27 protein-coding genes are annotated in these 23,247 nt (G+C 67.7%); 13 read left to right on the top strand and 14 right to left on the bottom strand.

What is annotated here, in order from left to right; genetic code table 11:
- Positions 1-23: 23 nt before the first annotated feature.
- Positions 24-368 (top strand): hypothetical protein, encoded by a 345-nt coding sequence (locus ACNUDN_RS19910; protein WP_419123495.1) that lies wholly within the window; start codon positions 24-26, stop codon positions 366-368.
- 19 nt (positions 369-387) lie between these two features.
- Here the strand turns inward: ACNUDN_RS19910 and tap are convergent, their stop codons facing one another.
- Complete coding sequence (gene tap, locus ACNUDN_RS19905) at positions 388-1,656, bottom strand: multidrug efflux MFS transporter Tap (RefSeq protein ID WP_419123494.1); 1,269 nt, start codon at positions 1,654-1,656, stop codon at positions 388-390.
- A gap of 105 nt (positions 1,657-1,761) precedes the next feature.
- Positions 1,762-2,460 carry a sensor domain-containing protein gene (locus ACNUDN_RS19900; RefSeq protein WP_419123493.1) on the bottom strand — a complete coding sequence of 233 codons (699 nt, stop codon included), beginning with the start codon at positions 2,458-2,460 and terminating at the stop codon, positions 1,762-1,764.
- Between the two features lie 162 nt (positions 2,461-2,622).
- Here ACNUDN_RS19900 and ACNUDN_RS19895 point away from each other — a divergent pair, with 162 nt between their 5' ends.
- Entirely contained in the window at positions 2,623-3,474 is an 852-nt protein-coding gene (locus ACNUDN_RS19895) for a uracil-DNA glycosylase (protein WP_419123492.1), read from the top strand.
- 17 nt (positions 3,475-3,491) lie between these two features.
- Here the strand turns inward: ACNUDN_RS19895 and ACNUDN_RS19890 are convergent, their stop codons facing one another.
- Entirely contained in the window at positions 3,492-4,109 is a 618-nt protein-coding gene (locus ACNUDN_RS19890; protein ID WP_419123491.1) for a TetR/AcrR family transcriptional regulator, read from the bottom strand.
- 64 nt (positions 4,110-4,173) lie between these two features.
- Here ACNUDN_RS19890 and ACNUDN_RS19885 point away from each other — a divergent pair, with 64 nt between their 5' ends.
- Together ACNUDN_RS19885 and ACNUDN_RS19880 are read left to right on the top strand one after the other, a co-directional pair.
- Positions 4,174-5,388 (top strand): FAD-dependent oxidoreductase, encoded by a 1,215-nt coding sequence (locus tag ACNUDN_RS19885; protein ID WP_419123490.1) that lies wholly within the window; start codon positions 4,174-4,176, stop codon positions 5,386-5,388.
- A gap of 26 nt (positions 5,389-5,414) precedes the next feature.
- Complete coding sequence (locus tag ACNUDN_RS19880; protein WP_419123489.1) at positions 5,415-6,464, top strand: LLM class flavin-dependent oxidoreductase; 1,050 nt, start codon at positions 5,415-5,417, stop codon at positions 6,462-6,464.
- On the opposite strand, the gene ACNUDN_RS19875 is transcribed toward ACNUDN_RS19880, so the two are convergent.
- The 3 genes from ACNUDN_RS19875 to ACNUDN_RS19865 are packed head-to-tail and all read right to left on the bottom strand — an operon-like array spanning position 6,461 to position 7,847.
- Positions 6,461-6,919 (bottom strand): nitroreductase family deazaflavin-dependent oxidoreductase, encoded by a 459-nt coding sequence (locus tag ACNUDN_RS19875; RefSeq protein ID WP_419123488.1) that lies wholly within the window; start codon positions 6,917-6,919, stop codon positions 6,461-6,463. The two genes, ACNUDN_RS19880 and ACNUDN_RS19875, sit on opposite strands and share 4 nt — an antisense overlap.
- A 3-nt stretch (positions 6,920-6,922) precedes the next feature.
- Positions 6,923-7,360: an HIT family protein gene (locus ACNUDN_RS19870; RefSeq protein WP_419123487.1), complete on the bottom strand. Its 438-nt coding sequence runs from the start codon at positions 7,358-7,360 to the stop codon at positions 6,923-6,925.
- A 16-nt stretch (positions 7,361-7,376) separates the two neighbouring features.
- Entirely contained in the window at positions 7,377-7,847 is a 471-nt protein-coding gene (locus ACNUDN_RS19865; RefSeq protein ID WP_419123486.1) for a VOC family protein, read from the bottom strand.
- Between the two features lie 27 nt (positions 7,848-7,874).
- On the opposite strand from ACNUDN_RS19865, the gene ACNUDN_RS19860 reads away from it, so the two are divergent.
- Entirely contained in the window at positions 7,875-8,708 is an 834-nt protein-coding gene (locus tag ACNUDN_RS19860; protein WP_419123485.1) for an AraC family transcriptional regulator, read from the top strand.
- Here ACNUDN_RS19860 and ACNUDN_RS19855 read toward each other — a convergent pair.
- Positions 8,686-9,189, bottom strand: coding sequence for a DNA-deoxyinosine glycosylase (locus ACNUDN_RS19855; protein WP_419123484.1), 504 nt, complete (start codon positions 9,187-9,189; stop codon positions 8,686-8,688). The genes ACNUDN_RS19860 and ACNUDN_RS19855 overlap by 23 nt on opposite strands.
- Before the next feature lie 31 nt (positions 9,190-9,220).
- Between ACNUDN_RS19855 and ACNUDN_RS19850 the strand changes: the two genes are divergently transcribed.
- Positions 9,221-10,342 (top strand): adenylate/guanylate cyclase domain-containing protein, encoded by a 1,122-nt coding sequence (locus ACNUDN_RS19850; protein ID WP_419123483.1) that lies wholly within the window; start codon positions 9,221-9,223, stop codon positions 10,340-10,342.
- A gap of 197 nt (positions 10,343-10,539) precedes the next feature.
- Complete coding sequence (locus tag ACNUDN_RS19845; protein WP_419123482.1) at positions 10,540-11,982, top strand: HNH endonuclease signature motif containing protein; 1,443 nt, start codon at positions 10,540-10,542, stop codon at positions 11,980-11,982.
- Positions 11,983-12,053: 71 nt separating this feature from the next.
- Here ACNUDN_RS19845 and ACNUDN_RS19840 read toward each other — a convergent pair whose 3' ends face one another.
- From ACNUDN_RS19840 to ACNUDN_RS19825, 4 genes are all read right to left on the bottom strand, one after another.
- Positions 12,054-12,290 carry a hypothetical protein gene (locus tag ACNUDN_RS19840; RefSeq protein WP_419123481.1) on the bottom strand — a complete coding sequence of 79 codons (237 nt, stop codon included), beginning with the start codon at positions 12,288-12,290 and terminating at the stop codon, positions 12,054-12,056.
- Positions 12,291-12,454: 164 nt separating this feature from the next.
- Positions 12,455-14,665 carry a heavy metal translocating P-type ATPase gene (locus ACNUDN_RS19835; protein WP_419123480.1) on the bottom strand — a complete coding sequence of 737 codons (2,211 nt, stop codon included), beginning with the start codon at positions 14,663-14,665 and terminating at the stop codon, positions 12,455-12,457.
- Positions 14,662-14,823, bottom strand: coding sequence for a hypothetical protein (locus tag ACNUDN_RS19830; RefSeq protein ID WP_419123479.1), 162 nt, complete (start codon positions 14,821-14,823; stop codon positions 14,662-14,664). Before ACNUDN_RS19830 ends, ACNUDN_RS19835 begins: the two co-directional genes overlap by 4 nt.
- Before the next feature lie 5 nt (positions 14,824-14,828).
- Positions 14,829-15,035, bottom strand: a complete 207-nt coding sequence (locus ACNUDN_RS19825) for a heavy-metal-associated domain-containing protein (RefSeq protein ID WP_419123478.1) — start codon at positions 15,033-15,035, stop codon at positions 14,829-14,831.
- 78 nt (positions 15,036-15,113) lie between these two features.
- On the opposite strand from ACNUDN_RS19825, the gene ACNUDN_RS19820 reads away from it, so the two are divergent.
- Together ACNUDN_RS19820 and dtd are read left to right on the top strand one after the other, a co-directional pair.
- Positions 15,114-15,806 carry a DUF305 domain-containing protein gene (locus ACNUDN_RS19820; protein WP_419125230.1) on the top strand — a complete coding sequence of 231 codons (693 nt, stop codon included), beginning with the start codon at positions 15,114-15,116 and terminating at the stop codon, positions 15,804-15,806.
- A 10-nt stretch (positions 15,807-15,816) separates the two neighbouring features.
- Positions 15,817-16,248 carry a D-aminoacyl-tRNA deacylase gene (gene dtd, locus ACNUDN_RS19815; RefSeq protein ID WP_419123477.1) on the top strand — a complete coding sequence of 144 codons (432 nt, stop codon included), beginning with the start codon at positions 15,817-15,819 and terminating at the stop codon, positions 16,246-16,248.
- A 118-nt stretch (positions 16,249-16,366) separates the two neighbouring features.
- Here the strand turns inward: dtd and ACNUDN_RS19810 are convergent, their stop codons facing one another.
- The gene (locus tag ACNUDN_RS19810) at positions 16,367-17,257 is read right to left on the bottom strand and encodes an AIM24 family protein (protein ID WP_419123476.1); all 891 of its coding nucleotides are present in this window, start codon (positions 17,255-17,257) and stop codon (positions 16,367-16,369) included.
- Between the two features lie 137 nt (positions 17,258-17,394).
- Here ACNUDN_RS19810 and ACNUDN_RS19805 point away from each other — a divergent pair, with 137 nt between their 5' ends.
- The gene (locus ACNUDN_RS19805; RefSeq protein WP_419123475.1) at positions 17,395-17,598 is read left to right on the top strand and encodes a hypothetical protein; all 204 of its coding nucleotides are present in this window, start codon (positions 17,395-17,397) and stop codon (positions 17,596-17,598) included.
- Positions 17,599-17,661: 63 nt separating this feature from the next.
- Complete coding sequence (locus ACNUDN_RS19800; RefSeq protein ID WP_419123474.1) at positions 17,662-18,297, top strand: Rv1265 family protein; 636 nt, start codon at positions 17,662-17,664, stop codon at positions 18,295-18,297.
- Between the two features lie 39 nt (positions 18,298-18,336).
- Here the strand turns inward: ACNUDN_RS19800 and ACNUDN_RS19795 are convergent, their stop codons facing one another.
- Together ACNUDN_RS19795 and ACNUDN_RS19790 are read right to left on the bottom strand one after the other, a co-directional pair.
- Positions 18,337-20,244, bottom strand: a complete 1,908-nt coding sequence (locus tag ACNUDN_RS19795; protein ID WP_419123473.1) for an ABC transporter ATP-binding protein — start codon at positions 20,242-20,244, stop codon at positions 18,337-18,339.
- The gene (locus ACNUDN_RS19790; RefSeq protein ID WP_419123472.1) at positions 20,241-21,983 is read right to left on the bottom strand and encodes an ABC transporter ATP-binding protein; all 1,743 of its coding nucleotides are present in this window, start codon (positions 21,981-21,983) and stop codon (positions 20,241-20,243) included. The genes ACNUDN_RS19795 and ACNUDN_RS19790 overlap by 4 nt, the downstream gene beginning before the upstream one ends.
- Positions 21,984-22,122: 139 nt before the next feature.
- Between ACNUDN_RS19790 and ACNUDN_RS19785 the strand changes: the two genes are divergently transcribed.
- Both ACNUDN_RS19785 and ACNUDN_RS19780 read left to right on the top strand, forming a co-directional pair.
- The gene (locus ACNUDN_RS19785; protein WP_419123471.1) at positions 22,123-22,704 is read left to right on the top strand and encodes a DUF3558 domain-containing protein; all 582 of its coding nucleotides are present in this window, start codon (positions 22,123-22,125) and stop codon (positions 22,702-22,704) included.
- Positions 22,701-23,246, top strand: coding sequence for a DUF3558 domain-containing protein (locus ACNUDN_RS19780; RefSeq protein ID WP_419123470.1), 546 nt, complete (start codon positions 22,701-22,703; stop codon positions 23,244-23,246). Before ACNUDN_RS19785 ends, ACNUDN_RS19780 begins: the two co-directional genes overlap by 4 nt.
- The last annotated feature ends 1 nt before the right edge of the window (position 23,247 follow it).

Raw genomic sequence — 23,247 nt, 5'->3', positions numbered from 1 at the left:
GTGTTACGGCTATTCTCTGGCGCATGCGCGACAGTGTGGTCTTCGCCCAGGTGAAGTCCTTACAGAGCAGGAAGCGTACGGCGCTGCTGTCGACCGGTGCGCTGGAGATACACGTTCGGGCCGCGGCAGACCGCGCCGGTTCACGGTTCCCGGCGTTCGTCCCCGACGATCGCCTCGATGCGGTGGCGCCGGGACGGGTCACGACCATGGCCGCGATCGAGCTCTGCATGGCGGGCCTGTGGTACCGAGCCGGCGACGGTTACGTGATCGCTGACCTCGATCTCGTCGAGCGGCTGGGGCGGCCGACTGGACGGCGCTGGCTGCACGCGGTGGGTCGATTGCTGTGGGGAGCCTTCACGAGGCGCTAGTTCACGAGGAGCCCGGTGTTCACGAGGAGCCCGGTATGGAGCCCACCGGCCCGCCGGTCGGGCGGTCCAGCTCGCGGAGCGCGGGCAGGAACACCGCCGCGACACCCAGCGCGAGCATCGGCAGCGACAACGCCAGGAACGTGGTGTGCAGGCCGGCCGCGTCGGCCAGCGGGCCGGCCAGGATCAGCCCGAGCGGGCCGGCGGCGTAGGCCAGCGACCCCATCACTCCGACCACCCGACCTCGCAGGTGCTGGGGTGCGCGGGTTTGCATGACGTAGTTGTAGATCGGGGCGATCGGCCCGTAGACGAATCCCACGACGGCGCACAGCATCAGGATCACCGGCAGCGGCGGCAGAAACGCGATCACGGTCATGGCCACGCCCAGGGTGATGACGGCGATCAACATGACGGTGCGCCGCTTCAGGTAGCGCGACATGACCGCGTAGCCGAGGGCGCCGATCAGCCCACCGATGCTGAGCGCCATCAACACCCAGCCCAGCTGTGCGGGTTCGTTGCGATCGGTGAAGTACTTCGGGAACAGCACGCTCTCCATCGGCATGTACAGACCGGTGGCCGCCAGGTCGACGAACGCCAGCGTCCGTAACACCTTGTTGGTCCACACGAATCGCAGACCCTCGACGATGCCGGCCCACACCCCGTCGGTCAGCGCGGCCTTGTCGGGGCGGCCGGCGCCCTCGAGTCGCAGCACGCTGATCGCGGCGATCGACAACCCGAACGCGCCCGCCGTGACCCACATGGTGTCGATGCCGCCGAGGGTGGCGATCAACAGGCCCCCGATGCCCGGGCCGACGATGTAGGCGAGGTTGAAGATGGCCTCGAAGACGCTGTTGGCGTGGTCGAGTGTCCACCCTGCCCGCCCGGCCGCCTCGGGCAGCATCGTCTCGCGTGCCGTCATCCCGGCCGGGTCGAAGAACGCTCCCAGCGCGGCGAGCCCGGCCAGCACCGCGACATTGACGACGTCGGTGCCGAACAGCAGCGCCAGTACCGGCACCGCCGCCACCGACAGTGCCGAGAGTGCGTCGGAGATCATCGACACTCGCCGGCGGCCCAGGTAATCGACGGCCGCACCGGCGATCAGAGTCGCGGCCAGCAGGGGCAGCGTGCCCGCCATCGCGACGATCGATGCGTCCAGGGCCGAACCGGTGCGCTGCAGGACCAGCCACGGGAACGCGACGATGGAGATGCCGTTACCCGCACCCGCCATCAGCGCGGCGAACAGGATCAGCAGCAGCGGACCGCGCCTGCTGGGCGCACGGGTGGGTGTCATGGGTTATCGCGGCGAATGTAGCAGCGCCACCTGCCGTGAGCCGAGCGATTATCTGGGTCGCCCGGCCAGGGCAGGAAGCCGTCGCGGACAGCCGGGTTGGCAGCTCTACCACTGCGCGTCGACGGTGGCGGCGATCTGCGCGGCGACGCGTAGGGCCGAATCGCCGGGGTCGGCGCTGCAGGTGTTGACGTCGATGATCACGTTGTTGCGCTGCACCAGCGCCCGTCCGCACCCCCACCCCGGCGCTGCGGCATCCTGCTGGGTGGCCACCGTGCTCAGCACCCCGTCGACGGCGGTGATCTCGCCTGCGGTCCACTCGGTGCCACTCTGGGTGTGGGTGTATCGATGGCACTGAGGCCATTGCGCGACAGAGCTTTCGAAGAACTCGGCGGCCTTCTCCAGATACGGGAACAACACCACCGACTGCTTGAGATAGTGCTTCCAGCCCTCGCCGTCGTTGAGGCTCTGATCACGATGTGCCCGGTATCCGCTGTCGGCGTAGACCGCGGCCTCGGCCGCGCCGTCGACCGCCAGACATTCGGGCGGCGCCATGATGGCGCTGTGATCGGACATCGACGATTGGGATTCGGTGACGATCATCGCCGGCACCCCCATCGCCGCGGCGGCCTGCTCGGGGGTCAGCAACAGGCCGGACAGTTCCCGTTCGGCCAGCGGACGCGGGATCATGGTCCGGGTCGGCATGGCCGACTCTGCGCTGCTGATGGTGTTCGCGCATCCGGTGACCAGGATCGGGATGACCAGGATGGCGATGCCCAGGACCGCCGCTGTCGCCCGCCGCCGCATGATGCCCCCAATCCAATCGCTGCGCGATCACTGCCTAACCGATCGCTGCGCGATCACTGCCTAACCAATCGCTGCGCGATCAATGGTGACCTGGCACTGTTCACCCGCCCGTGAGGGAGACGGCGTTTCGTGGTAACGATGAACGGTGCTTTCTGGTAACGAATGATGCGTCCCTCACCGGCGACCGGACCGCCGCTGCCCCACCCCCGCACCGGGGAGTTGTTCGGCTCGCCGGTGCCGCCGGGAACGGGCTGGCCGGGTGATCCGGCCACCCGGCGGACCGCGGTGGCGGCCGGGCCGGCCGAGGTGGCGGCCAAGGCTGCGGCGGCCAGGACCCTCGCGCAGGTGGATGCGGGTATCTCGGTGTGTCGCGCGTGCCCGCGCCTGGTTCGGTGGCGTGAGGACGTGGCGGTGCAGAAGCGCAAGTCCTACGCCGACCAGCCCTACTGGGGCAGGCCCGCACCGGGTTTCGGTTCGGCGCGGCCCCGCATCTTCGTCGTCGGGCTGGCCCCGGCCGCGCACGGCGCCAATCGCACGGGCCGGGTCTTCACCGGCGATCGTTCCGGCGACTTCCTCTACGGCTCACTGTTCCGCAGCGGTTTGGCGAATCAGCCGACATGCACCGACAGTGCGGACGGTCTGGAGCTGACCGGCGTCAGAGTGGCCGCCGCCGTGCGGTGCGCACCGCCGGGCAACGCCCCTTTACCTGCCGAGCGCAGCACCTGTGCGCCGTGGTTGGACGCGGAATGGCGACTGACCGGCTCGGATGTGCGGGTCATCGTGGCGTTGGGCGGATTCGCCTGGCAGGTGGCGTTGGCGATGGTGCGCCGGGCGGGCGGCGTGGTGGGCACACCCGCACCGAAGTTCGGGCACGGGGCCACGGCCACGCTGCAGACTCCCCGGGGCGAGGTCCAGCTCCTCGGTTGCTTCCACCCGAGTCAGCAGAACACCTTCACCGGCCGGCTGACCCCGGCGATGATGGATGACATCTTCGCCCGCGCGGCCACCGGATGACCGAACGGCGATGGGGCTCACGGCGCGAGTAGTCGCCGCAGCGCGGCCAGTTGAGCGGCCGTCAGCGCTGCAGTCCGGGCGTTGTCGAGCTCGTCGAGGTGGTTGACCGACCAGCGGTCGAATATCTGGAGCACTCCGAAGGCCAGGTCGGATTGCAGATCCTCGGGCAGATCGTCGCGCACGGCGCCTCGACGGCGCCCCACCGCGAGGACGTCCCGCACCCAGGTGTGGGCCCGGACGTGCGTCGCGGTGACCGGACTGCGTGCGGTGTCCGGCGCCGCACGGTAGAACATCCGGCCCACATCGAGCAGCGTCGCATCCTGCGCAGCGGTGTGCGCGAACGCGGCGAGCAACGCCTCCGCACGGGCCCAGAAATCCCCCGCGGCGAACTCCTCGGCGGCCGGAACAGGGATCGCGGCCGCCAACTTCGCGACTGATTCGGTCACGACGAAATCGAAAAGTTCTTCCTTGGATTCGAAGATGTAGTAGAACGAGCTCTTGCTCATTCCACACTGTGTGACGATGGTGTTCAGTGAGGCGGCGGCAAAGCCTCTATCGGCGAATTCTCGGGCTGCGACCTCGACAAGGCGGGCTCTGCGCTCCGCAGGTAATCGCCGTAATCGACCACTCCGCATGCCCGGAGATTACCAGTATCCATTCTGTGGACCGGCTGGTACAGACAATGGTAGATTCGCGGTCGTGTTGCACCACGTGTCGCTCGCGCAGCAGTACGCGAAAGCGGCCGGGGGTGGACTTCGGGTCCTGGTCTGCGGTGCCGGTGTCGCCGGTATGACGATCACCGGTCTGTTGCGGCGAGCCGGCGTCGACGCGGTGCTGATCGAACGCGCCCGCGACACGGTGCCGGCCGGGTACATGCTGGCGCTCCTGCCGATGGCCGATCCGGCGATCGACGACCTCGGCGCGCGCGACCGCTACCGGCACGCCGGAATCCCGATCCGTCGCTATGCGGTCGACGGCCACACCGGTCGCCGCCTCAGGGAGGATTCGATCGCCGCGGTGGTGAACCCGTTCGGTGACTACCTCGGCATCGACCGCGGCAGTCTGATCGACGTCCTGAGCGGTGACGGCGCCGCAGCGACGACGGGCGCCTGGGTGTGCGGTGTCACCGATCGGAGCACCGATAGCGGCGAGGAGGTCGCGGTCTCGATCGTCAGCGACGACGGCGTCGCCACGTTGGCATTCGACGTGGTCGTCATCGCCGAGGGGATGGGATCGCGCACCCGGGAGTTGCTCGGCCACACGGTGGACCGGCTCGACACCGGATGGGGCGGCTGGGTGGTGTGGACGGAGCCCGACGGCGACCATGACCTGGGCGAAGAACTCTGGGGGGCGGGATCGTTCGTGGCGACGTACCCGGTGGCCGATCGGCTCGGGGTGTTCCTCGGCGGCGTCGCTGAGGACACCAAAGCCGGTCCCCGCGAGTTCGTCGAAAGCATGCGCCACCGCATCTGCAGCCCCACGCCGAGGATCGGTCGTGCGATGTCGGCGGTGGTGGCGGCCGAGGACCCGTACTTCTGGGCGCTCGCCGACATCCGCGCGCGCGACTGGGTCCGGGGCCGCACCGTGCTTCTCGGTGATGCCGCAGCCGGCTTCCTGCCCACCGCGGGCATCGGTGCGGGCATGGCGATGGAGTCGGCGTGGGTGCTGGCCCGCCTGCTGCGCGACGCCCGCCGTACGGACCTGCCTGCGGTGCTGAGCCGCTACGAACGCACCCAACGACCTCGGGTCATCGCCGCGCAGCAGAACTCCCGAAGGCTGGCCCGGCTGATGTTCCGGCGGAGTCGTCTGCTGGCCGTGGTCCGTGAGGCGGCGCTGCGCGGAGTCGGCGTGGACCGGGCGCTGGGTCCCATCCGGCGTCTGCTCCAGACACCGCCCGAGGTCCGGGGAACGTAACGGTGCCGCGGCGCGTTGCACCATCAATGCGTCTGTCTGTCCTCGACCTCGTCCCCGTGCGCTCCGACCAGAGCACCTCCGATGCGATCGCTGCCTCGACGCTGCTGGCGCAGACCGCCGACCGGTTGGGCTACACCCGTTACTGGGTCGCCGAGCACCACAACATGCCCTCGGTCGCGGCGACCAGTCCGCCGGTGCTGATCGCCCACCTGGCCGCCCACACCGCGGCACTGCGACTCGGCTCGGGCGGGGTGATGCTGCCCAATCACGCACCGCTGGCCGTCGCCGAACAGTTCGCGTTGTTAGAGGCCGCCCACCCCGGCCGCATCGACCTCGGGATCGGCCGGGCCCCGGGTTCGGATCCGGTGACCTCGCTGGCTTTGCGCGGGGCGGCGGGCCGTGACGAGCGCGACGTCGAGGCCTTTCCCGACTACCTCGACGACGTTGTGGCGCTGATGAGTAGCAGGGGTGTGCGGGTATCGCTGCCACGAGACCTGATGCGCGACAATTACATTCTCAAGGCCACCCCGGCCGCCGTCACCGAGCCGCGACTGTGGCTGCTGGGTTCGTCGATGTACTCCGCACGGCTGGCCGCGACCAAGGGTCTGCCGTATGTCTTCGCGCATCACTTCTCCGGGCAGGGCACCGAGGAGGCGTTACGGTTCTACCGGGATAACTTCCGTCCCAGCGATCTGACGCCGGAGCCGGTGACGTTTCTGACCGTCAACGCCGCAGTCGCCGTAACCCGGGACGAGGCGATGCGTCTGATCCTGCCGAACCTGCAGATGATGGCGCGGCTGCGCACCGGTCAACCGATGGTGCCGCTGGACCTGGTCGAGGATGCCGAGGCGCGCGAAGTCAGCGCTGCTGCGCAGGCGGTCATCGAGGCGGGGCTTCGTCAGGCGGTGGTCGGTTCGCCGGCCGAGGCCGGCGACCAACTGCGTGCTCTGGCCGAGAAGTTCGAGGTCGACGAGGTGATGGTGCATCCGGTCGCGTCGGCGTTCCGCGGTGTGGACCCGGCTTCCGCGCCGGCCCGGGAGGCCACGCTGGAACTGCTGGCCAAGGAGATCTTCTAGGGCTTCGGTGTCAGTCGGACCAGCGGGATCTTGCGGGTCGTCCGCTTCTGGTAACCGTCATAGCGGTGGGAGTTGCCGTCGTTGACCATCTTCCACAGCCGCGGATAGTCCGGATCGTCGGCGGTCACCGGGGTGGCTGTGACCGCGAATCGCTGTGGCCCGATGTTGATTTCGATATCGGGGCGGGCCTTGAGGTTGTGGTACCAACCCGGCGCCTTCGGGTCACCGCCCTTGGACGCGACGACGTAGTAGCTGTCACCGTCAGGGAAGTACGACAACGTGTTCGTCCGCGGCTTGCCGGTCTTGGCGCCGACGGTGTGTAGCAGCAGCGACGGTGCGACACCGGGTAGCGGAATGCGGTGTCCGATGCGCCCGTCGGTGCTCTTGTACAGCTTGTCGTGCACCATCAGCAGCCGAGTCCCGATGTTCTGTTCGATCCACAGCGCGACGCCCATGGGTCAATCCTGCTCGGCGGCGTCCAGTTGCGCCAGTCCCTCACGCAGCAGCCGTCCGGTCTCCTCGCGGTCAGCATCACGCCGCAGCAACATTCCCTTCGCGAATGACAGCTTGTCGCCGGCCTGGCGCGGCACCACGTGCAGGTGAATGTGGAACACCGACTGAAACGCGGCCTTGCCGTCGTTGATGGCGAGGTTGTTGCCGTCGGCGTGCAGTCCGCAGGCGCGCGCCGCCATGGCGATGCGCTGACCCAGGGCCGTCATTCCCGCCAGGGTCTGCGGGGGTGTATCGGTCAGGTCGACGGTGTGCGCCTTCGGAAACACCAGCGTATGGCCCCGGATGAACGGGCGGATGTCGAGGATGGCGAGGTAGTCGGCATCCTCGTGGATCCGGATGGCAGGAGCTTCGCCGGCGACGATGGCGCAGAACACGCAGGACATGCCGTGAGGCTAGCCTCTATGCGTTCTGGACCGCCCATTCGCCCAGACGGCGGTTGCGTTCCTCGGCGGAAAGGTCCTCGACGCGCGTCATCAGGGTCCAGCGGACACCGAACGGATCGCGGATCGACGCGAACCGGTCCCCGGTCGCGAAGTCCTGCGGCGCTTCGCGGACCGTCGCGCCGGCCTTCGCCGCTCTGGCGACCACGTCGTCGACGTCGGGGCAGTACAGCGCGATCGAGCAGGTGACGGTGTCGGAGCTGGTGTCGGGTGCGGCGATGCCGTACGCGTCGGCCGGATCGCCGAGCTGCAGACGTCCGGTGCCGAAATCCAGTTCGGCGTGGGCGACGGTGCCGCCTGGTCCGTCCACCTTCTCGACCAGGGTCGCGTCGAACACCTCCGTGTAGAAGTCGATCGCCACGGACGCGCTGTCGACACAGAGAAACGGGGTCAGGCTGGTGTAGCCGGCTGGGATGGGTGAGGCAGTCATAGGTCCGAGTTTCGTAGCCTAGATACCGTGGGTGCTTGGAAAAACGCGACAGCCGGCGAGCCGCTGCGCGGTGTGGTCGGGCGCCCGGCCAGCTCGTCGGTGTTCGATCTGCGCCGGTGGCCCGCCGACGGCCGGACCGCGCGGTACGTCGAACACTTTTGGTCCGTCGCGTGGGACCTGCGCGGACAGGACCCCTTCGACACCGCGGTGATCACGTTCCCCTGCATGCACATCACCCGGGAGTGGGGGGAAGACGGTGCCCGGCACGGCTTTCCGTTGCCGAACACACTCGTCCACGGCGTCGTCGACCAGGTTTTCCGCACCACGATCCGCGGGCGGGGTTGGGTGGTCGGGGCGCGCTTCCGCCCAGGGGGATTCACCGCGAGGTTCGGCGGCGATGCGTCGACGATGACCGGCCGGATACAGCCGGCAGACGACGTGTTCGGCGGGCCGGCGCGGTTACCGGACGACGTCGACGCCGCGGCGGCCGCCTTCGACCGGATGATCGCCCACGGCGCCGACCCTGACCCTACGTATCCGGCCCTGGTGGCCCTGGTGGACAGGATCAGGGACGACAGTGGCGTTCATCGGGTGGAGCAGGTGATGAGTCACTCGCCGTGGAGCGTGCGGACCACCCAGCGTGTGTTTCGCCGCTATGTCGGCGTGCCGGTCAAATGGGTGTTGTGCCGGTACCGCCTGCAGAACGCCGCGCTGGAGATCGAGAGCGACCCGGCGGTGGACTTCGCCGACCTCGCGGTCCGGCTGGGATGGTACGACCAGGCGCACTTCATCAACGATTTCCGGGTGATGCTGGGCAGCACACCGGGGGAGTATGCCGCTACCTACGGACGGCGGCCTTGATCTGGCGCCACGCCGCCAACTTGCGGTCGTAAGACATGGTCTGTGCCGGGCTGGTGGACGGCAGCCGGGTGTAGGTCATGGTGTCCGGCGCGGTGACCAGGCGGTGGTAGTTCTTCTCGGCGGCGGCGCCGTTGAAGTACACCTGGGTGATCGTCGGGTGGGCAGCGAAGAATGCGGCGAAATCGTTGGGCACCATGCTGTCCGGCTCGACCGCCGAGTCGAGGCTGCCTACCCTTCGGCAGTGCCTGAGCACATCCCACACCGCGACGCCGGCCCCGGTCAGCGCGGCGACTCGGTCGCGGTAGGTGGCGGCGGCATCGAACCCGAAAAGCTCGGCGGTGATGCCCCAGAACGCGTTGCGCGGATGGGCGTAGTAGCGCTGCGCCTGCAGTGACGCGTCACCGGGCATGTTGCCGAGAATGAGTATCTGTGCGCCGGGCACTGCGAGCGGCGGGAAGCTCTGCAGCGTCGGGGACGTCATGCCTCCGACTATTCCGTATACGTTGGGGCACGTGGCCGAAGACCTCGATCTGGAGACATCCGAGCTGCTCGACGGGCTCGTCGGTGACGCGCGCATCGAGCGCGCCGAGCTGATCCGCTGGTTGATCCGGCGCGGCGTCGACGTCGACCAGATCAAGGGCAATCCGGCCCCGATGCTGTTGGCATCGCGGCGCGTCATCGGCGACGACGGGCAGTACGTGTCGGCGCGGCAGGCGGCAACCGATGCCGGTGTCGACCTGGAGTTGTTCGAGCGGATTCAACGCGCGATGGGTCTGCCTCGGGTCGAGGACCCGGACGCGGAAGTGTTCCTGCGCGCCGACGCTGAAGCCGCCAAGTTCACCCGCGATTTCCTCGATGCCGGGATCGACCCGGACGAGCTGGTGCAGATCACCCGGCTCTTGGGCGACGGGTTGTCGCGTGCGGCCGAGGCGATGCGCTATGCGGCACTCGCTGCCGTCATCCGCCCGGGCGCAACGGAGTTGGAGATTGCGCAGCAATCCGAGGTGCTCGTCGCTAGCCTGGCGCCGCTGCTGGGTCCGATGATCCAGGAGGTGCTGCTGCTGCAGCTGCGCCACGCGATCGAGACCGAAGCCGTCAACGCGACCGAACGGGCTGAGGGACAGCACCTTCCCGGAGCACGGCTGGTGACGATCGGGTTTGCCGATCTGGTGGGGTTCACCCGCCTCGGGGAGGCGGTTCCGCCGGAGGATCTCGAGAAGTTGTCGCAGCGGCTGGCCGACATGACGCGCGAATTCGCCGTTGCACCAGTGCGATTCATCAAGACAATCGGTGACGAGGTGATGTTGGTCAGCCCCGAGGCGGCGCCGCTGCTCGACACCCTTCTGAGACTGGTCGACGAGACCGAGGACGACGATGACTTTCCGCGGCTGCGTGCCGGAATCGCCACCGGGATGGCGGTGAGCCGGGCCGGGGACTGGTTCGGAAGCCCGGTGAACCTTGCGGCCCGCGTGACGGGGGCGGCCAGGCCCGGATCGGTGCTGGTGGCCGAAACGACGCGCGAGGAGATCGGTGAGGACGAACGCTTCACGTGGTCGTTCGCGGGCGGCAAGCACCTCAAGGGCATCAAGTCCGATGTGAAGACGTTCCGGGCGCGCAGAGCCACCATCCTCTGAATGTTCTAGGGCCTCTGAATGTTTCAGGGGGCCATTGTGGTTTCGAGGTCATTGTGGTTCTCGGTCACTGTGGTTTCTAGGGCGTCTGAAATTTCTGGCCTCTGAAATTTCTGGCCTCTGAAATTTCTTTGGTCACTGTGGTTTCTTGGGTCACATCGCGGGCGGATTTGTCGGTGCATCGAACTAGTGTTCGATACATGGGTTGCTCGCGGGAGGACGTGTTGGGGGCCTTCGATGCCCTCGACACGGTGATGCAGTCGATCCTGGCGTTGGATTACGACGCGCTCACTCCCGCCGAGCGGGTTCAGCTGGAGGCGCGGCTGGAACGCAACCTGCGCCGCATCCCCACTGTGGAACATCAACTGCTCGCCTCGGTGATCAGCGACACCGAACCCGCCCGGCTCGGCGAAGCGTCGTGGAAGACGGTGTTGACCACCTCCTTGCGGATCTCCGGTGCAGAGGCCCGTCGGCGGCTGAGGCGGGCAAAGACTCTGGGCCCGCGTCGCGGACTGACCGGGCAGCCCTTGCCGCCGCTGTGGGAAGCCACTGCCGCCGCCCAGGCCCAGGGACTGCTGAGTGAGGAGCACGTGGCGATCATTGCGAAGTTCCACAAGGACCTGCCCGCCTGGGTCGACGTCGATACCCGCGCCGAAGCCGACCGACACCTGGCTCACGCGGGTTCCGGGCTGGATCCCGAAGGCCTCGACGAGGCCGCCGGGGTGTTGCTGGCCATGATCGACCCCGATGGCGCCGAACCATGCGACCAGGAGCGGGCCCGCAAACGCGGCATTCGGATCAGCAAGCAACACCCCGACGGCACCGCCACCATCTCGGGCACCCTGACCCCCGAAGCCCTAGCCATCTGGCAGGCGATCTTCGCCAAAGAAGCCGCCCCTGGCGCCAACCTGCCCCACACCGACACCGACACCGACGCCGGCGACTGCGAGGTCGCCAACGGGGCGGGCGCCGAACCGCCCTCCGGTGAGGCGTCGGCTGGTGATCATGATCCGCCGCCCGAGCGACGGGGCTCTGATCCGCGCACCCAGGCCCAGCGCAACCATGACGCGTTCTTGGCGGTCGGCCGCCGCGTCCTGGAATCCGGCGAACTCGGCACCCACAACGGATTACCGGTGACGATGGTCGTGTCGACGACACTGCAGGAGCTGGAAAAAGGGGCCGGGATGGCGGTCACCGGCGGCGGATCGCTGTTGCCGATGCCGGACCTGATCCGGCTGGCCGCCCAGGCTCACCACTACCTGTATGTCTACGACCAGCACACCGGCCAATCCCTGTACCTGGGCCGGGCCAAGCGGTTGGCCAACGCCGCGCAACGAATCGTGCTGCATGCGCGCGACCGCGGCTGCACCCGCCCGGGCTGCACCGCCCCCGGCTACTGGTGCCAGGTCCACCACGCGATCGCAGACTGGAAAGACGACGGACAGACCGACATCGACGACCTGACGTTCGCCTGCCCGTCAGACCACCGCATGCTCGACAACACCGGCTGGACCACCCGCAAGAACGCCAAGAACCACACCGAATGGCACCCGCCACCCGACCTCGACACCGGGCAACATCGAGTCAACGGCCACCACCACCCCGAAAGATACCTACTCCCCGAAGACGACGAAGGACCGTGAACGCCGAGGGCCCGTGACGTGGGACGCGGTCACCTGCGTCTGGTCGCGCAAATACCTTTTCGTGCAAAGGATCAGGCACTCACGGTGATGCGGCCGATCGCCAGGGGTCGGCGTCGAATGTGCCATTCCACGAGCGCGCCCGCATGCGATTGTAGGGATGGGGGCTCTCCACTGGTCGGTCCGGCGCCCGTGTCCATCGTCGTGTAGGCGACAGCCTCGTCGTCGTCGAACAGGGTCACGACTGCGAGCCGTTCGTCGACGATTCCTTGCACAATCTCCAGCGCTCCGTCTTCGCCGAGCGAGTGCACGCCACTCTGGAAATGCTGCGAATAGCGGCCCTCCGAAATTGCTATCCGAGTCTTTACAAGTCACCCAACCAACAGATCAAGATGACCGTCAACCTCGTTTGGACAGCGGCGTGGGTCACCTCGTTGACGGGCATCCACCCGACGACGGCCGTGGCGGTCCGTGGTCAGCGGGACAGGGTGAAGGAACGCAGCCGCAGGCTGTTGCTCACCACAAACACGGAGCTGAAAGCCATTGCGGCACCTGCGATCATCGGGTTCAGCAGCCCCGCCGCAGCCAGCGGCAGGGCGGCGACGTTGTAGGCGAACGCCCAGAACAGGTTGCCCTTGATCGTGCTCAACGTCCTGCGGGAGAGCCGGATCGCATCCGGGACCGCTCGCAGGTCATCGCTGACGAGTGTCAGATCGCTGGCTTCGATCGCGACATCGGTGCCGCTGCCCATCGCCAACCCGAGGTCAGCCTGTGCCAGCGCGGCCGCATCGTTGACTCCGTCACCCACCATCGCCACAACCTTGCCGTCACGCTGCAGCTGCTTGACCGTGCCGACCTTGTCCTGGGGAAGTACGCCGGCGACGACCTCGTCGATACCGATCTGTGCCGCCACCGCGCGGGCGACCGCCTCGTTGTCACCGGTCACCATGATCGGTGTCAGGTGCATCCGCTTGAGTAGCGAAACAGCTTCGGCAGAGCTGGGTTTCACCGCATCGGCGACCATCAGGGCGCCTCGCGCCCGGCCGTCCCAGCCGATCACCACCGCGGTGCTGCCGCCGGATTCGGCACGTGTCACCGCGGCGCGGAGCTCCTCGGGGATGTCGAGGGATCGTTGGTTCAGCAGGCGGATCCGGCCCAGCAGGACCGCGCGGCCGTCGACCTCACCCGAGACGCCCAGGCCTCGCAGGTTGGTGAAGCCTGCGACCGCGGGCAGTTCACCGAGCTTGTCCCGGGCGCCCGCGGCGACGGCCCGCGCGATCGGATGCTCCGACGGACTCTCCACGGCGCCGGCGATCCGCAGCACTTCGTCCGGCTGCTCGCCATCGGCGACGACCACATCGGTCAATGTCATGTTCCCCGTGGTCACCGTGCCGGTCTTGTCCACGATCACGGTGTCCACCCGGCGGGTGTCCTCCAGCACTTCGGGGCCTTTGATCAGGATGCCGAGCTGGGCGCCCCGGCCGGTCCCCACCATCAGCGCGGTCGGGGTGGCCAGTCCGAGCGCGCAGGGGCACGCGATGATCAGCACCGCCACCGCGGCGGTGAACGCTGCCGCGACGGGATACCCACTGCCGATCCAGAACCCCAACGTTCCGACCGACAGCGCGATCACGAGCGGGACGAAGACGCCGGAGATGCGGTCGGCGAGCCGCTGTGCCTGTGCTTTTCCGTTCTGCGCGTCCTCGACCAGTCGCGCCATCTGTGCCAGCTGGGTGTCCGCTCCGATGCGTTCGGCACGGACCACCAGCCGACCGTCGACGTTGACCGTTGCGCCGACGACCTGATCGCCGGGCTGCACCTCGGCGGGCACCGATTCGCCGGTGAGCATCGACGCGTCGATTGCAGACGCGCCGTCGACGACCACACCGTCGGCGGCGATCTTCTCACCCGGTCGGACCACGAATTCGTCACCGATTCGCAACTGGTCGACCGGGATTCGCTGTTCACCGCCGGCTCTGCGGACGGTGACCTCCCGGGCACCCAGGTCGAGCAGGGCGCGCAGCGCTGCGCCGGCGCGCCGTTTGGCCCGGGCCTCGAAGTACCGGCCGGCCAGGATGAACGTGGTCACACCGGCGGCTGCTTCGAGGTAGATGTTGCCGCTGCCATCCGTGCGCGCGATCGTCAGCTCGAAGGGATGCGTCATTCCCGGTACGCCCGCTGTGCCCCAGAACAGCGCGTAGATCGACCACCCGAGCGCTGCGAGCGTCCCCATGGAGATGAGGGTGTCCATGGTGGCGGCGCCGTGACGCAGGTTGACCCACGCGGCCTGATGGAACGGCCAGGCTCCCCAGATCACCACCGGCGCGGCCAGTGTCAACGACAGCCACTGCCAGTAGGTGAACTGCAGCGCCGGGGCCATCGCCATCGCGATCACCGGTACCGACAGCGCCGCACAGATCACCAGGCGGCGCTTGAGCGCCGCGGCCGGGTCTTCGGCCGTCTCGGCCGGGCGGGACGAGCCGGGCACAGTCGCCCGGTAGCCGGCGGATTCCACGGCTGCGACGAGCTGCTCGGAAGATACGGCGCCGTCGAATTCGACCCGGGCCTTCTCGGTGGCGAAGTTGACCGTGGCGGTGACACCGTCGAGTTTGTTGAGCTTCTTCTCGACGCGTGTCGCACACGACGCACAGGTCATCCCGTCGATGGCCAGTTCGAGCGTTGTCATGACCCGTGTCCTGGGTGGGGATCGGGATGCTCACCGGTTGCAGGGTGCGGCCCGGGAACTGTCGGGTCCGGCCCGATCGCGTTGCCCACCCACAGTGCGGCCGCGAACACCACGGCCAGTGTGGCCACGAAAGCGGCGATCCTCGCCGAGGCACTCACGAGCGTCAGCCCGCCAAGGTGTAGCCGGCCTCTTCGACCGCCGCCCGAATGTCGACGGGGTCCACCGGCGTGTCGCTGTCGATGGTCACGGTACCTTCGGATACGTCGACATCGACCCCGACAACGCCGGGAATGTGGGTGAGCTCCGCGCGCACCGAATTGGCGCAACCGACGCAACTCATACCCTCGACGGTGATGGTCGTGGTGCTCATCGCCCTCCTGCCATTGATTGCCTATATGTACCGTACCCCCCTAGGGTATAGATGTCAGCTACGAGAGGAGTACGGGAGTTGTTGTCGAAACGCAGTCTGCTGGTTGGAGCGAGTGCCGTGGGGGCCACCCTGGTGCTGGTGGTCGGATGCGCGGACGGCGGGACCGAGGCAGGCAACGCCGACGACCGTGCGCAGGAGACCACGTCGCAACACGCCGATGGCAGTGCCCACTCCGACGAGGAAGCCCAAGGGCACGATGACGCGGGTGCCCAGGTGCACGATGACGCGGACGTCGCCTTCGCCCGCGACATGGTCCCGCACCACGAACAGGCCATCGTGATGAGCGACATCATCCTGGCCAAGCAGGGCATCGATCCGCGCGTGACCGAACTCGCCGAACAGATCAAGGCCGCGCAGGGCCCGGAGATCGCCACGATGCAGCAGTGGCTGACGCAATGGGGTGCCTCGGCACCGTCAGACCACGAACCATCAGGCCACGAAGGCCACGACATGGGCGGTGACCCGTCCGCGCATGCGGCGATGGGGATGATGACCGAGGAGCAGCTCGAGCAGCTCCGCCAGGCGCAGGGCGTCGACGCCGAGCGGCTCTTCCTGAACGGGATGATCACCCATCACGAGGGTGCGGTCACGATGGCGCAGACCCAGGTCGACACCGGTCAGTCCCAGGAGGCCGTCGAGCTTGCCCACGAGATCATCGAAACCCAGCAGCGTGAGATCGCCACGATGAGGGACCTGCTGGCCTCACTGTAGGTTTGCCGCCATGCGGATCCTGGTGCAGCGGGTGACCGCGGCCCGTGTGACGGTGGAGGGTCAGCCAGTGGCCGAGATCCGCCCGCGGACACAGGGCCTGCTCGCGCTGGTGGGCGTCACCCACGACGACGATGTCATCAAGGCTCGGCGGTTGGCCGAAAAGCTTTGGACCCTGCGGATTCTCGACGGCGAGAAATCCGCCGGAGACATCGGCGCGCCGATCCTGGTGGTCAGTCAGTTCACCCTGTACGGCAACACCGCCAAGGGTCGACGGCCGACCTGGAACGCCGCGGCCCCCGGCGCGGTGGCCGAACCGCTGGTCGACGCGTTCGCCGACGCGCTCGGGGCTCTCGGCGCGTCGGTGCAGACCGGCGTGTTCGGCGCAGACATGCAGGTGGAACTCGTCAACGACGGCCCGGTCACCGTGCTGCTGGAGCTTTGATCGACGGCCCGGTCGTCGTGCTGCTGGAGCTTTGATCGACGGCCCGGTCGCCGTGCTGCTGGAGCTTTGATCGACGGGCGGGGTTGCGCTTCGTCCGTCGGCCGTCCAGCGTGAAGGTCTATTGCGCCGTGGCGACCGGCGCACCTTCGGACGGTTGCACGATGACGAAACCGTTGCCGTAGAAGGACACCTGCACTGCCTCCCCGGAGCCACGGCCGATCAGGGCGCCGGCCTTGAAGCTCGTCTTCAACTGGGTCTGCAGGTTGGCCGACCAGGCCACCACCGCATTCGTGTCGGCGAATGTCGGGGCCTCGGCGGCGTTGAGGACCACCGGAGGGCCGTCGGTCGTCAACGCGACCCACCCGGTACCGCGCAGGGTGGTGTTGAACAGTCCGCCGGCGACCACACTGCCGCCTTTGACCCGCTCGATGTTCCAGTCCAGGCTCGACGAGAACGCCAACACGTTCTTCCCGCTGATCGACAGGCCGGAATTGTCCAGATTGAGCAGGTGTACGTCGTAGGACCGTTCGGCGAGGAACACGTCGCCCTGGCCCTGACAGCGCATCAGCGGCAGACCCTCCCCGGTCAGTGCCTTCTTGATGAATTTCGACGCCCCGCCGCCTTCGAAGGCGAACTCCACGTTGCCCTGGTAGGCGACCATCGATCCCTGCCTGGCCATGAACGGCTCACCCAGTCGCACCCGCAGCATCCGGGTGTTCTGGTTGGCGATGGCTCTGGTCTCTTTCTCGCTGAACCGGCCATCGACCAGATCTCCGCTGATACCGGCGAATCCGTCGGCCCCGCCCGGGACGGGGTGTGCCTGGTGCCGGCCCGGTTCCTGGGGAGCCTCGTAGGGACCCGGCTGCGGGGCGGGTGCGCTACCGAGCGCCGCCCGCTGCACCTGTCCGTGGTGGGACACCTGGTCGGTCCATTGCCGTCCGTCGTGCCAGCGGTAGTCGAAGCGTCCCTCGGGGTCGGGCTGCCAACTGCCTTGTCCGGGTGCTGTCATGGCCGTCTCCTTCCAGCGGGTTCTCGCGTTCACTGTATTCGCCGTTCCGCGCCGACCCGGTGGCATTCGGTCCGGTGGCATTCGGTGCGGTGGCACTTCGGTCCGCTGGCAATTCGGTCCGCTGGCATTGTGGAGGAATGGGCAAGGAAATGGACCGGCAGCGCGCCCAAGGCGCGCTCGCGGTTGTCAGGCAGCACCCGGGGATGGTGCTCTTCGCGTTGTCACCGGTGGTGGCCGCGCTCGCGGTGGTGTGGTGGTTGTTCGGCGCCGGCTGGGCGGCGCTGCTGTTGATCGCCGCGGTGCTCGGCGGCGGCGTGGCCGTGTTGCGCAAACGAGGCTGACGTCCCGGTTCAGCCGTGGGCGTAATCCTCTCACCAGGCGTGCAACGGTGTAATTATGTAAACATGAGACACCATTCCCATGGCCGACGCGCTGCCCGCCCCGGCGGCTGGCAGCAGGCCGAACAACCCGATGCCGCCGACGCGACCGAATGGTTCGCCGGCCGGCTGCCCGATGACTGGTTTGCCGGTGAGCCTGAAGTCACCGTCGACCGCGAAGAGATCACGGTCGTCGGCCGGCTCGCCGACGCCGACCATCCCGAAAGTGAAGCGCGCGCGTCCGGACGGGCTGCCCGGTTCCGGGAGCAGACACGCTCGGAACGTATGCAGATCGCCGACGAAGCCGAGGCACGGTACGGACGCAAGGTTTCCTGGGGCGTCGATGTCGCCGTTGATGTCGATGTCGATGCCGATGTTGCTGTCGAGGCTGATGTCGATGGCGCCGACTCGACAGCTCCCGACGGCGGGCGGACCGAGCGAATCCTGTTCACCCATCTGGCGGTTCCGGTGATGACGCGGTTGCGGCAACCGGAGCGCCGGGTGCTCGACACCCTCGTCGACGCGGGGGTGGCCAGATCGCGCTCTGACGCGCTGGGCTGGTGTGTGCGGTTGGTCGGCGACCACGCCGACGAGTGGCTGGACCGGCTGCGGGAGGCCATGCGTGAGGTCGATGACCTGCGCTCGGCCGGACCGCAACTCTAGACGCGAACGTTCTGACACCCGGCAGGGCCGGGCGCCTGGTCAGCGGCGGCTGGCCATCGCCCAGTATTCGCCGTGCCGGGCCATCAGCTCGGTGTGGGTGCCCCCCTCCACGATCTTGCCCGCCTCCATCACCAGGATCATGTCTGCGTCGCGGATCGTGGAGAGGCGGTGGGCGATGATGAAGCTGGTGCGGTCCTCGCGCAGCCGGCTCATCGCGCGCTGGATCAGCACCTCGGTGCGGGTGTCCACCGAGCTGGTGGCCTCGTCGAGAATCAACAATCGGGGCTGTGCGAGCACCGCCCGGGCGATCGTGATGAGCTGCTTCTCGCCGGCGCTGATGTTCGTGCCGCCGTCGTTGACCCGGGTGTCGTAACCGTCGGGCAACGTCTGCACGAACCGATCCACATATGCCGCCCTGGCTGCCTCGATCACCTCATCCTCGCGGGCCTCGGGGCGACCGTAGGCGATGTTCTCCCGGATCGTCCCGGCGAACAGCCAGGTGTCCTGCAGCACCATGCCGATGCGTGAGCGCAGTGAGTCGCGGCTCACCGACGAGATGTCCACTCCGTCGAGCAGGATCCGGCCGGAGTCCACGTCATAGAACCGCATCAGCAGGTTCACCAGGGTGGTCTTACCGGCGCCGGTCGGACCGACGATCGCGACCGTGGTGCCCGGCTCGGCAACCAGCGAGAGGTCCTCGATCACCGGTGCGTCGGACCGGTACCCGAACCAGACCCGCTCGAATTCCACCCGACCTGAGCCCCCGCCCACCGGGTCGGGAAGGGTGGCCGGCCGGTCCTGCGGTTCCTCCTCGGCGTCGAGGAGATCGAAAACCCTTTCCGCAGAAGCGACCCCGGACTGCAGAGTGTTGTACATGCCCGCGATCTGGGTCAGCGGCTGGTTGAACTGGCGGACATACTGGATGAAGGCCTGGATGCTGCCCAGGGTGATCTGCCCGGTGGCGACCTGCACACCGCCGACCACCGCGACGGCGACGTAGCTGAGGTTGCCGATGAATATCGTCGCCGGGGCGACCAGACCGGACAGGAACTGGGCTCCGAAGCTGGCTTGATAGACGTCGTCGTTGAGCTCGCGGAACTGCTGCTCGGCCTGCGCGCGGTGGCCGAACGTCTTCACGACGGTGAACCCGCTGTAGGTCTCCTCGATATGGGCGTTGAGCCTGCCGGTGTTGGTCCACTGGGCCACGAACAGTGCGCGGGAACGCTTCGCGATCGAGCGGGTGACCCACAACGACAGCGGCACCGTGACCACGGTCAGCAGCGTCAGCAGCGGCGAGATCGTCAACATCATGACCAGTACGCCGAGCACGGTCAACACCGACGTCAGCAGCTGGGTGATCGACATCATCAGCGATTGCTGCAGGTTGTCGACGTCGTTGGTGACGCGGCTGAGCACCTCACCACGCTGCCGGGAGTCGAAGTACCGCAACGGCAGCCGGTGCACCTTGTCCTCGACATCGGCGCGCAACATCACCATGGTGCGCTGCACGACGACGTTGAGCAGTCGTGCCTGGATCCAGACCATCAGCGCCGCAATCAGGTACAGGCCCAACGCCAGGGCCAGCGTGCGGCCCACCGCGCCGAAATCGACCCCTTGGCCCGGGACGACGTCCATGCCCGACAGCAGGTCGGCGAAGGTGCCGTCCCCGCGCTGCCGGGCAGCCTCCACCGCCTGTTCCTTGGTCAGCCCGGGCTGGAGCTGGCGGCCGATGACGCCGTTGAACAACAGGTCCGTCGCGTGTCCGAGGATCCGCGGACCGACCACGCTGACCGCGATGCCACCGATACCCAGCAGCATCACCGCGACGGTGAGCCGCCGATGCGGAGTGAGGCGTTTCACCAGCCGGATCGCCGAACCTCTGAAGTCGCGGGATCGAGCCTGGGGCGGCTCGTTCATGCGCATCGGCCGCGCGAGTGGTCCGCTCATCGTTCTCCCACCGGCACCGACTGCGACTCGGCGAACTCCCGGTACGGTCGGCAGCCGCGCAGCAGCTCATCGTGGGTGCCGGTCCCTACCACCCGACCGTCGTCGACGACGACGATCACGTCGGCGTCGGCGACGGTGGAAATGCGTTGCGAGACAATCACGACTGCGGCATCGCCGGAGATTTCGCGCAGACGCACACGCACTCGGGCGTCGGTGTGCACGTCGAGTGCGGAGAATGCGTCGTCGAACAGGTAGACCGCGGGTTCGCGGATGACCGCTCGGGCGATGGCCAGGCGCTGGCGCTGACCGCCGGAGAAGTTCATGCCGCCCTGGGCGACCCGCATCGACAGTCCTTCGGGGTGATCGCTCACGAAATCGTCGGCACAGGCCACGCGCAGCGCTGCCCACATCTGCTCGTCGGTGGCCCGGCGTCCGGGCGGCGCCCCCAGTTGCAGGTTGTCGGCGACCGTGCCGGAGAACAGGTATCCGCGTTGCGGGACCAATCCGATCGCCGCCCACAAACGCTCGATGTCGATGTCACGGACGTCGATCCCGTCCACCGACACCGATCCGCCGGTGACGTCGTAGAGCCGGCAGATCAGCGACAGCAGCGTGGATTTCCCCGAACCGGTGGAACCGACGATCGCAGTGGTGCTTCCCGGACGAGCCGTGAACGTGACGTCCTGGAGCACCGGACGATCGGCACCCGGATAGGCGAATGTCGCGGTGTCGAACCGGATCTCGCCGGCGATCACTGCCGGCGATGCTGCGGTGGGGGAGTTGGTGATCGTGGGATCGGTGGCCAGCACCTCGGTGATCCGCTCGGCGCACACCGACGCGCGCGGGATGATCACCAGGATGAACGTCGCCATCAACACCGCGAGCAGGATCTGCATGAAGTAGGACAGGAACGCGATCAGCGACCCGACCTGCATCTGACCGGCATCGATACGCATTCCGCCGAACCAGATCAGCGCCACGCTGGACACGTTGATCACCAACGTCGTGACCGGCAGCATCAGCGCCTGCCAGCGGCCGGCCTCCAGCACGCTGCCCGCCAACGCGGTGTTCGCCTCGGCGAAACGCTTGCGCTCGAACGGTTCCCGCGCGAACGCCCGGACCACCCGCAACCCGGTCAACTGCTCGCGCATGACCCGGTTGATGCCGTCGATCTGGCTCTGCACCCGGCGGAAGATGGGCAGCAGATGAGACACGATCCAGTAGTTCGCCAGCGCCAGCACCGGCACACTGACCACCAGCAACCAGGACAGCCCCGCGTCCTGGTGCACGGCCATGAAGATGCCGCCCACACACATGATCGGTGCGGTGATCAGCATCGTGCACGTCAGCTGGACCAGTAGCTGGATCTGCTGGACGTCGTTGGTGGTTCGGGTCAGCAGCGACGGTGCGCCGAACCGGGCCGCCTCCTCGGCGGAGAATCCGGTGACGTGGTGAAACATGGTCGAGCGTAGATCGCGGCCCACGCCCATGCTGGCGCGCGAGCCGAAGTACACGGCGCCCACCGCGCACACCACCTGCAAGGCCGTGACGGCGAGCATCACCGCGCCCAGCTCGACGATGCGCCGCAGATCCCCCTGGGCGACACCGTCGTCGATGATCGCGGCGTTGACGGTCGGCAGATAAAGCGTGGCCAGCGTGCTGATCACCTGAAGCGCAGCCACCACCATCAGCAGCCGGCGGTACGGCCTGGCATACCGGCGGAGCAGCCCCCAGAGCATCCCGCTACTGTCGCACACCCGCCGTGCGGGTCCCGCGCCCACGAGCGTGTCGGCGCAGAACGCCTCGGCTGCCTGAGAATCCGATAAATGTGCTGGTCAGTCGGCATGTCGGTGGTTGGTCCCTGAGGCTGCCGCTACAGTGCATGGCGTGACCCCCAGCTTCCGTGGACATCGCCGACCGGTGAAGGTGCTCGCCGTTGCTGCCGCGGCCATGCTCCCGGTGCTCGCCGGGTGCTCGGACTCCGAGCCGCAGGGCCCGGCCGTGCCGCCCACCGAGGCGGCGCAGCAGAGCATCGCGCACGGCCCGTTCTTCCCCGAGTGCGGCGGCATCAGCGATGAGGAGATCACCAGGCAGACCGAGGTGCCCGGCCTGGTCAACACCGCCAAGACCTCGGTGGGCTGCCAGTGGTTGTCCGGCGGATCGATCCTCGGTCCGCACTTCTCCTTCTCCTGGTTCCGCGGCAGCCCCATCGGGCGCGAGCGCAAGACCATGGAGTTGTCCCGCACCAGTGTCGAGGACATCAACATCGAGGGGCACGACGGGTTCATCGGGATCAACGAGAGTCTCGATCCCAGGGTCGGCGTGAACCTGTGCGAGGTCGGTATCCAGTTCGACGACGACTTCATCGAGTGGTCCATCAGCTACTCGCAGCCGCCGTATCCGGATCCCTGCGAGGTGGCCAAGGAACTCACCCGCCAGTCGATCGTGAATTCGCGATGACCCGCCGCATGCGCACGGTGGCGGCTGCCGCACTGGCCGGGCTTGTCGTGCTGACCGGGTGCACCCAGACCGTCGAGGGCACCGCGGCCAGATCCGGCTCCGGTGACGTGCCCCGAAATGACAACTCGGAGCGCAAGTATCCGAACCTGCTCAAGGAATGCGAGGTCCTCACCGAGGACATCCTCGCCGAGACGGTCGGCGCCGATCCGCTCGACATCCAGAGCACGTTCGTCGGCGCGATCTGCCGCTGGCAGGCCGCCAACCCGGCAGGCCTGGTCGACATCACCCGGTTCTGGTTCGAGACGGGCAGCCTCGACAACGAGCGCAGTGTGGCCCAGCAGCTGGAGTATCAGATCGAGGACCGCAATGTCGCGGGCATCCAGTCGATCGTCATGCGACCCAACGACCCCAACGGAGCGTGCGGTGTCGCCAGCGATGCCGCCGGTGTCGTCGGCTGGTGGGTCAACCCGCAGACTCCCGGGATGGATGCCTGTGGCATGGCGGTCAAGCTCATGGAGTTGACGCTGGCCACCCGCGCCTGAC

This window comes from Mycobacterium sp. smrl_JER01, assembly GCF_048513595.2.
In the GTDB taxonomy this organism is placed as follows: Bacteria; Actinomycetota; Actinomycetes; order Mycobacteriales; family Mycobacteriaceae; genus Mycobacterium.
This window is presented reverse-complemented; position numbering and strand designations above follow the sequence as displayed.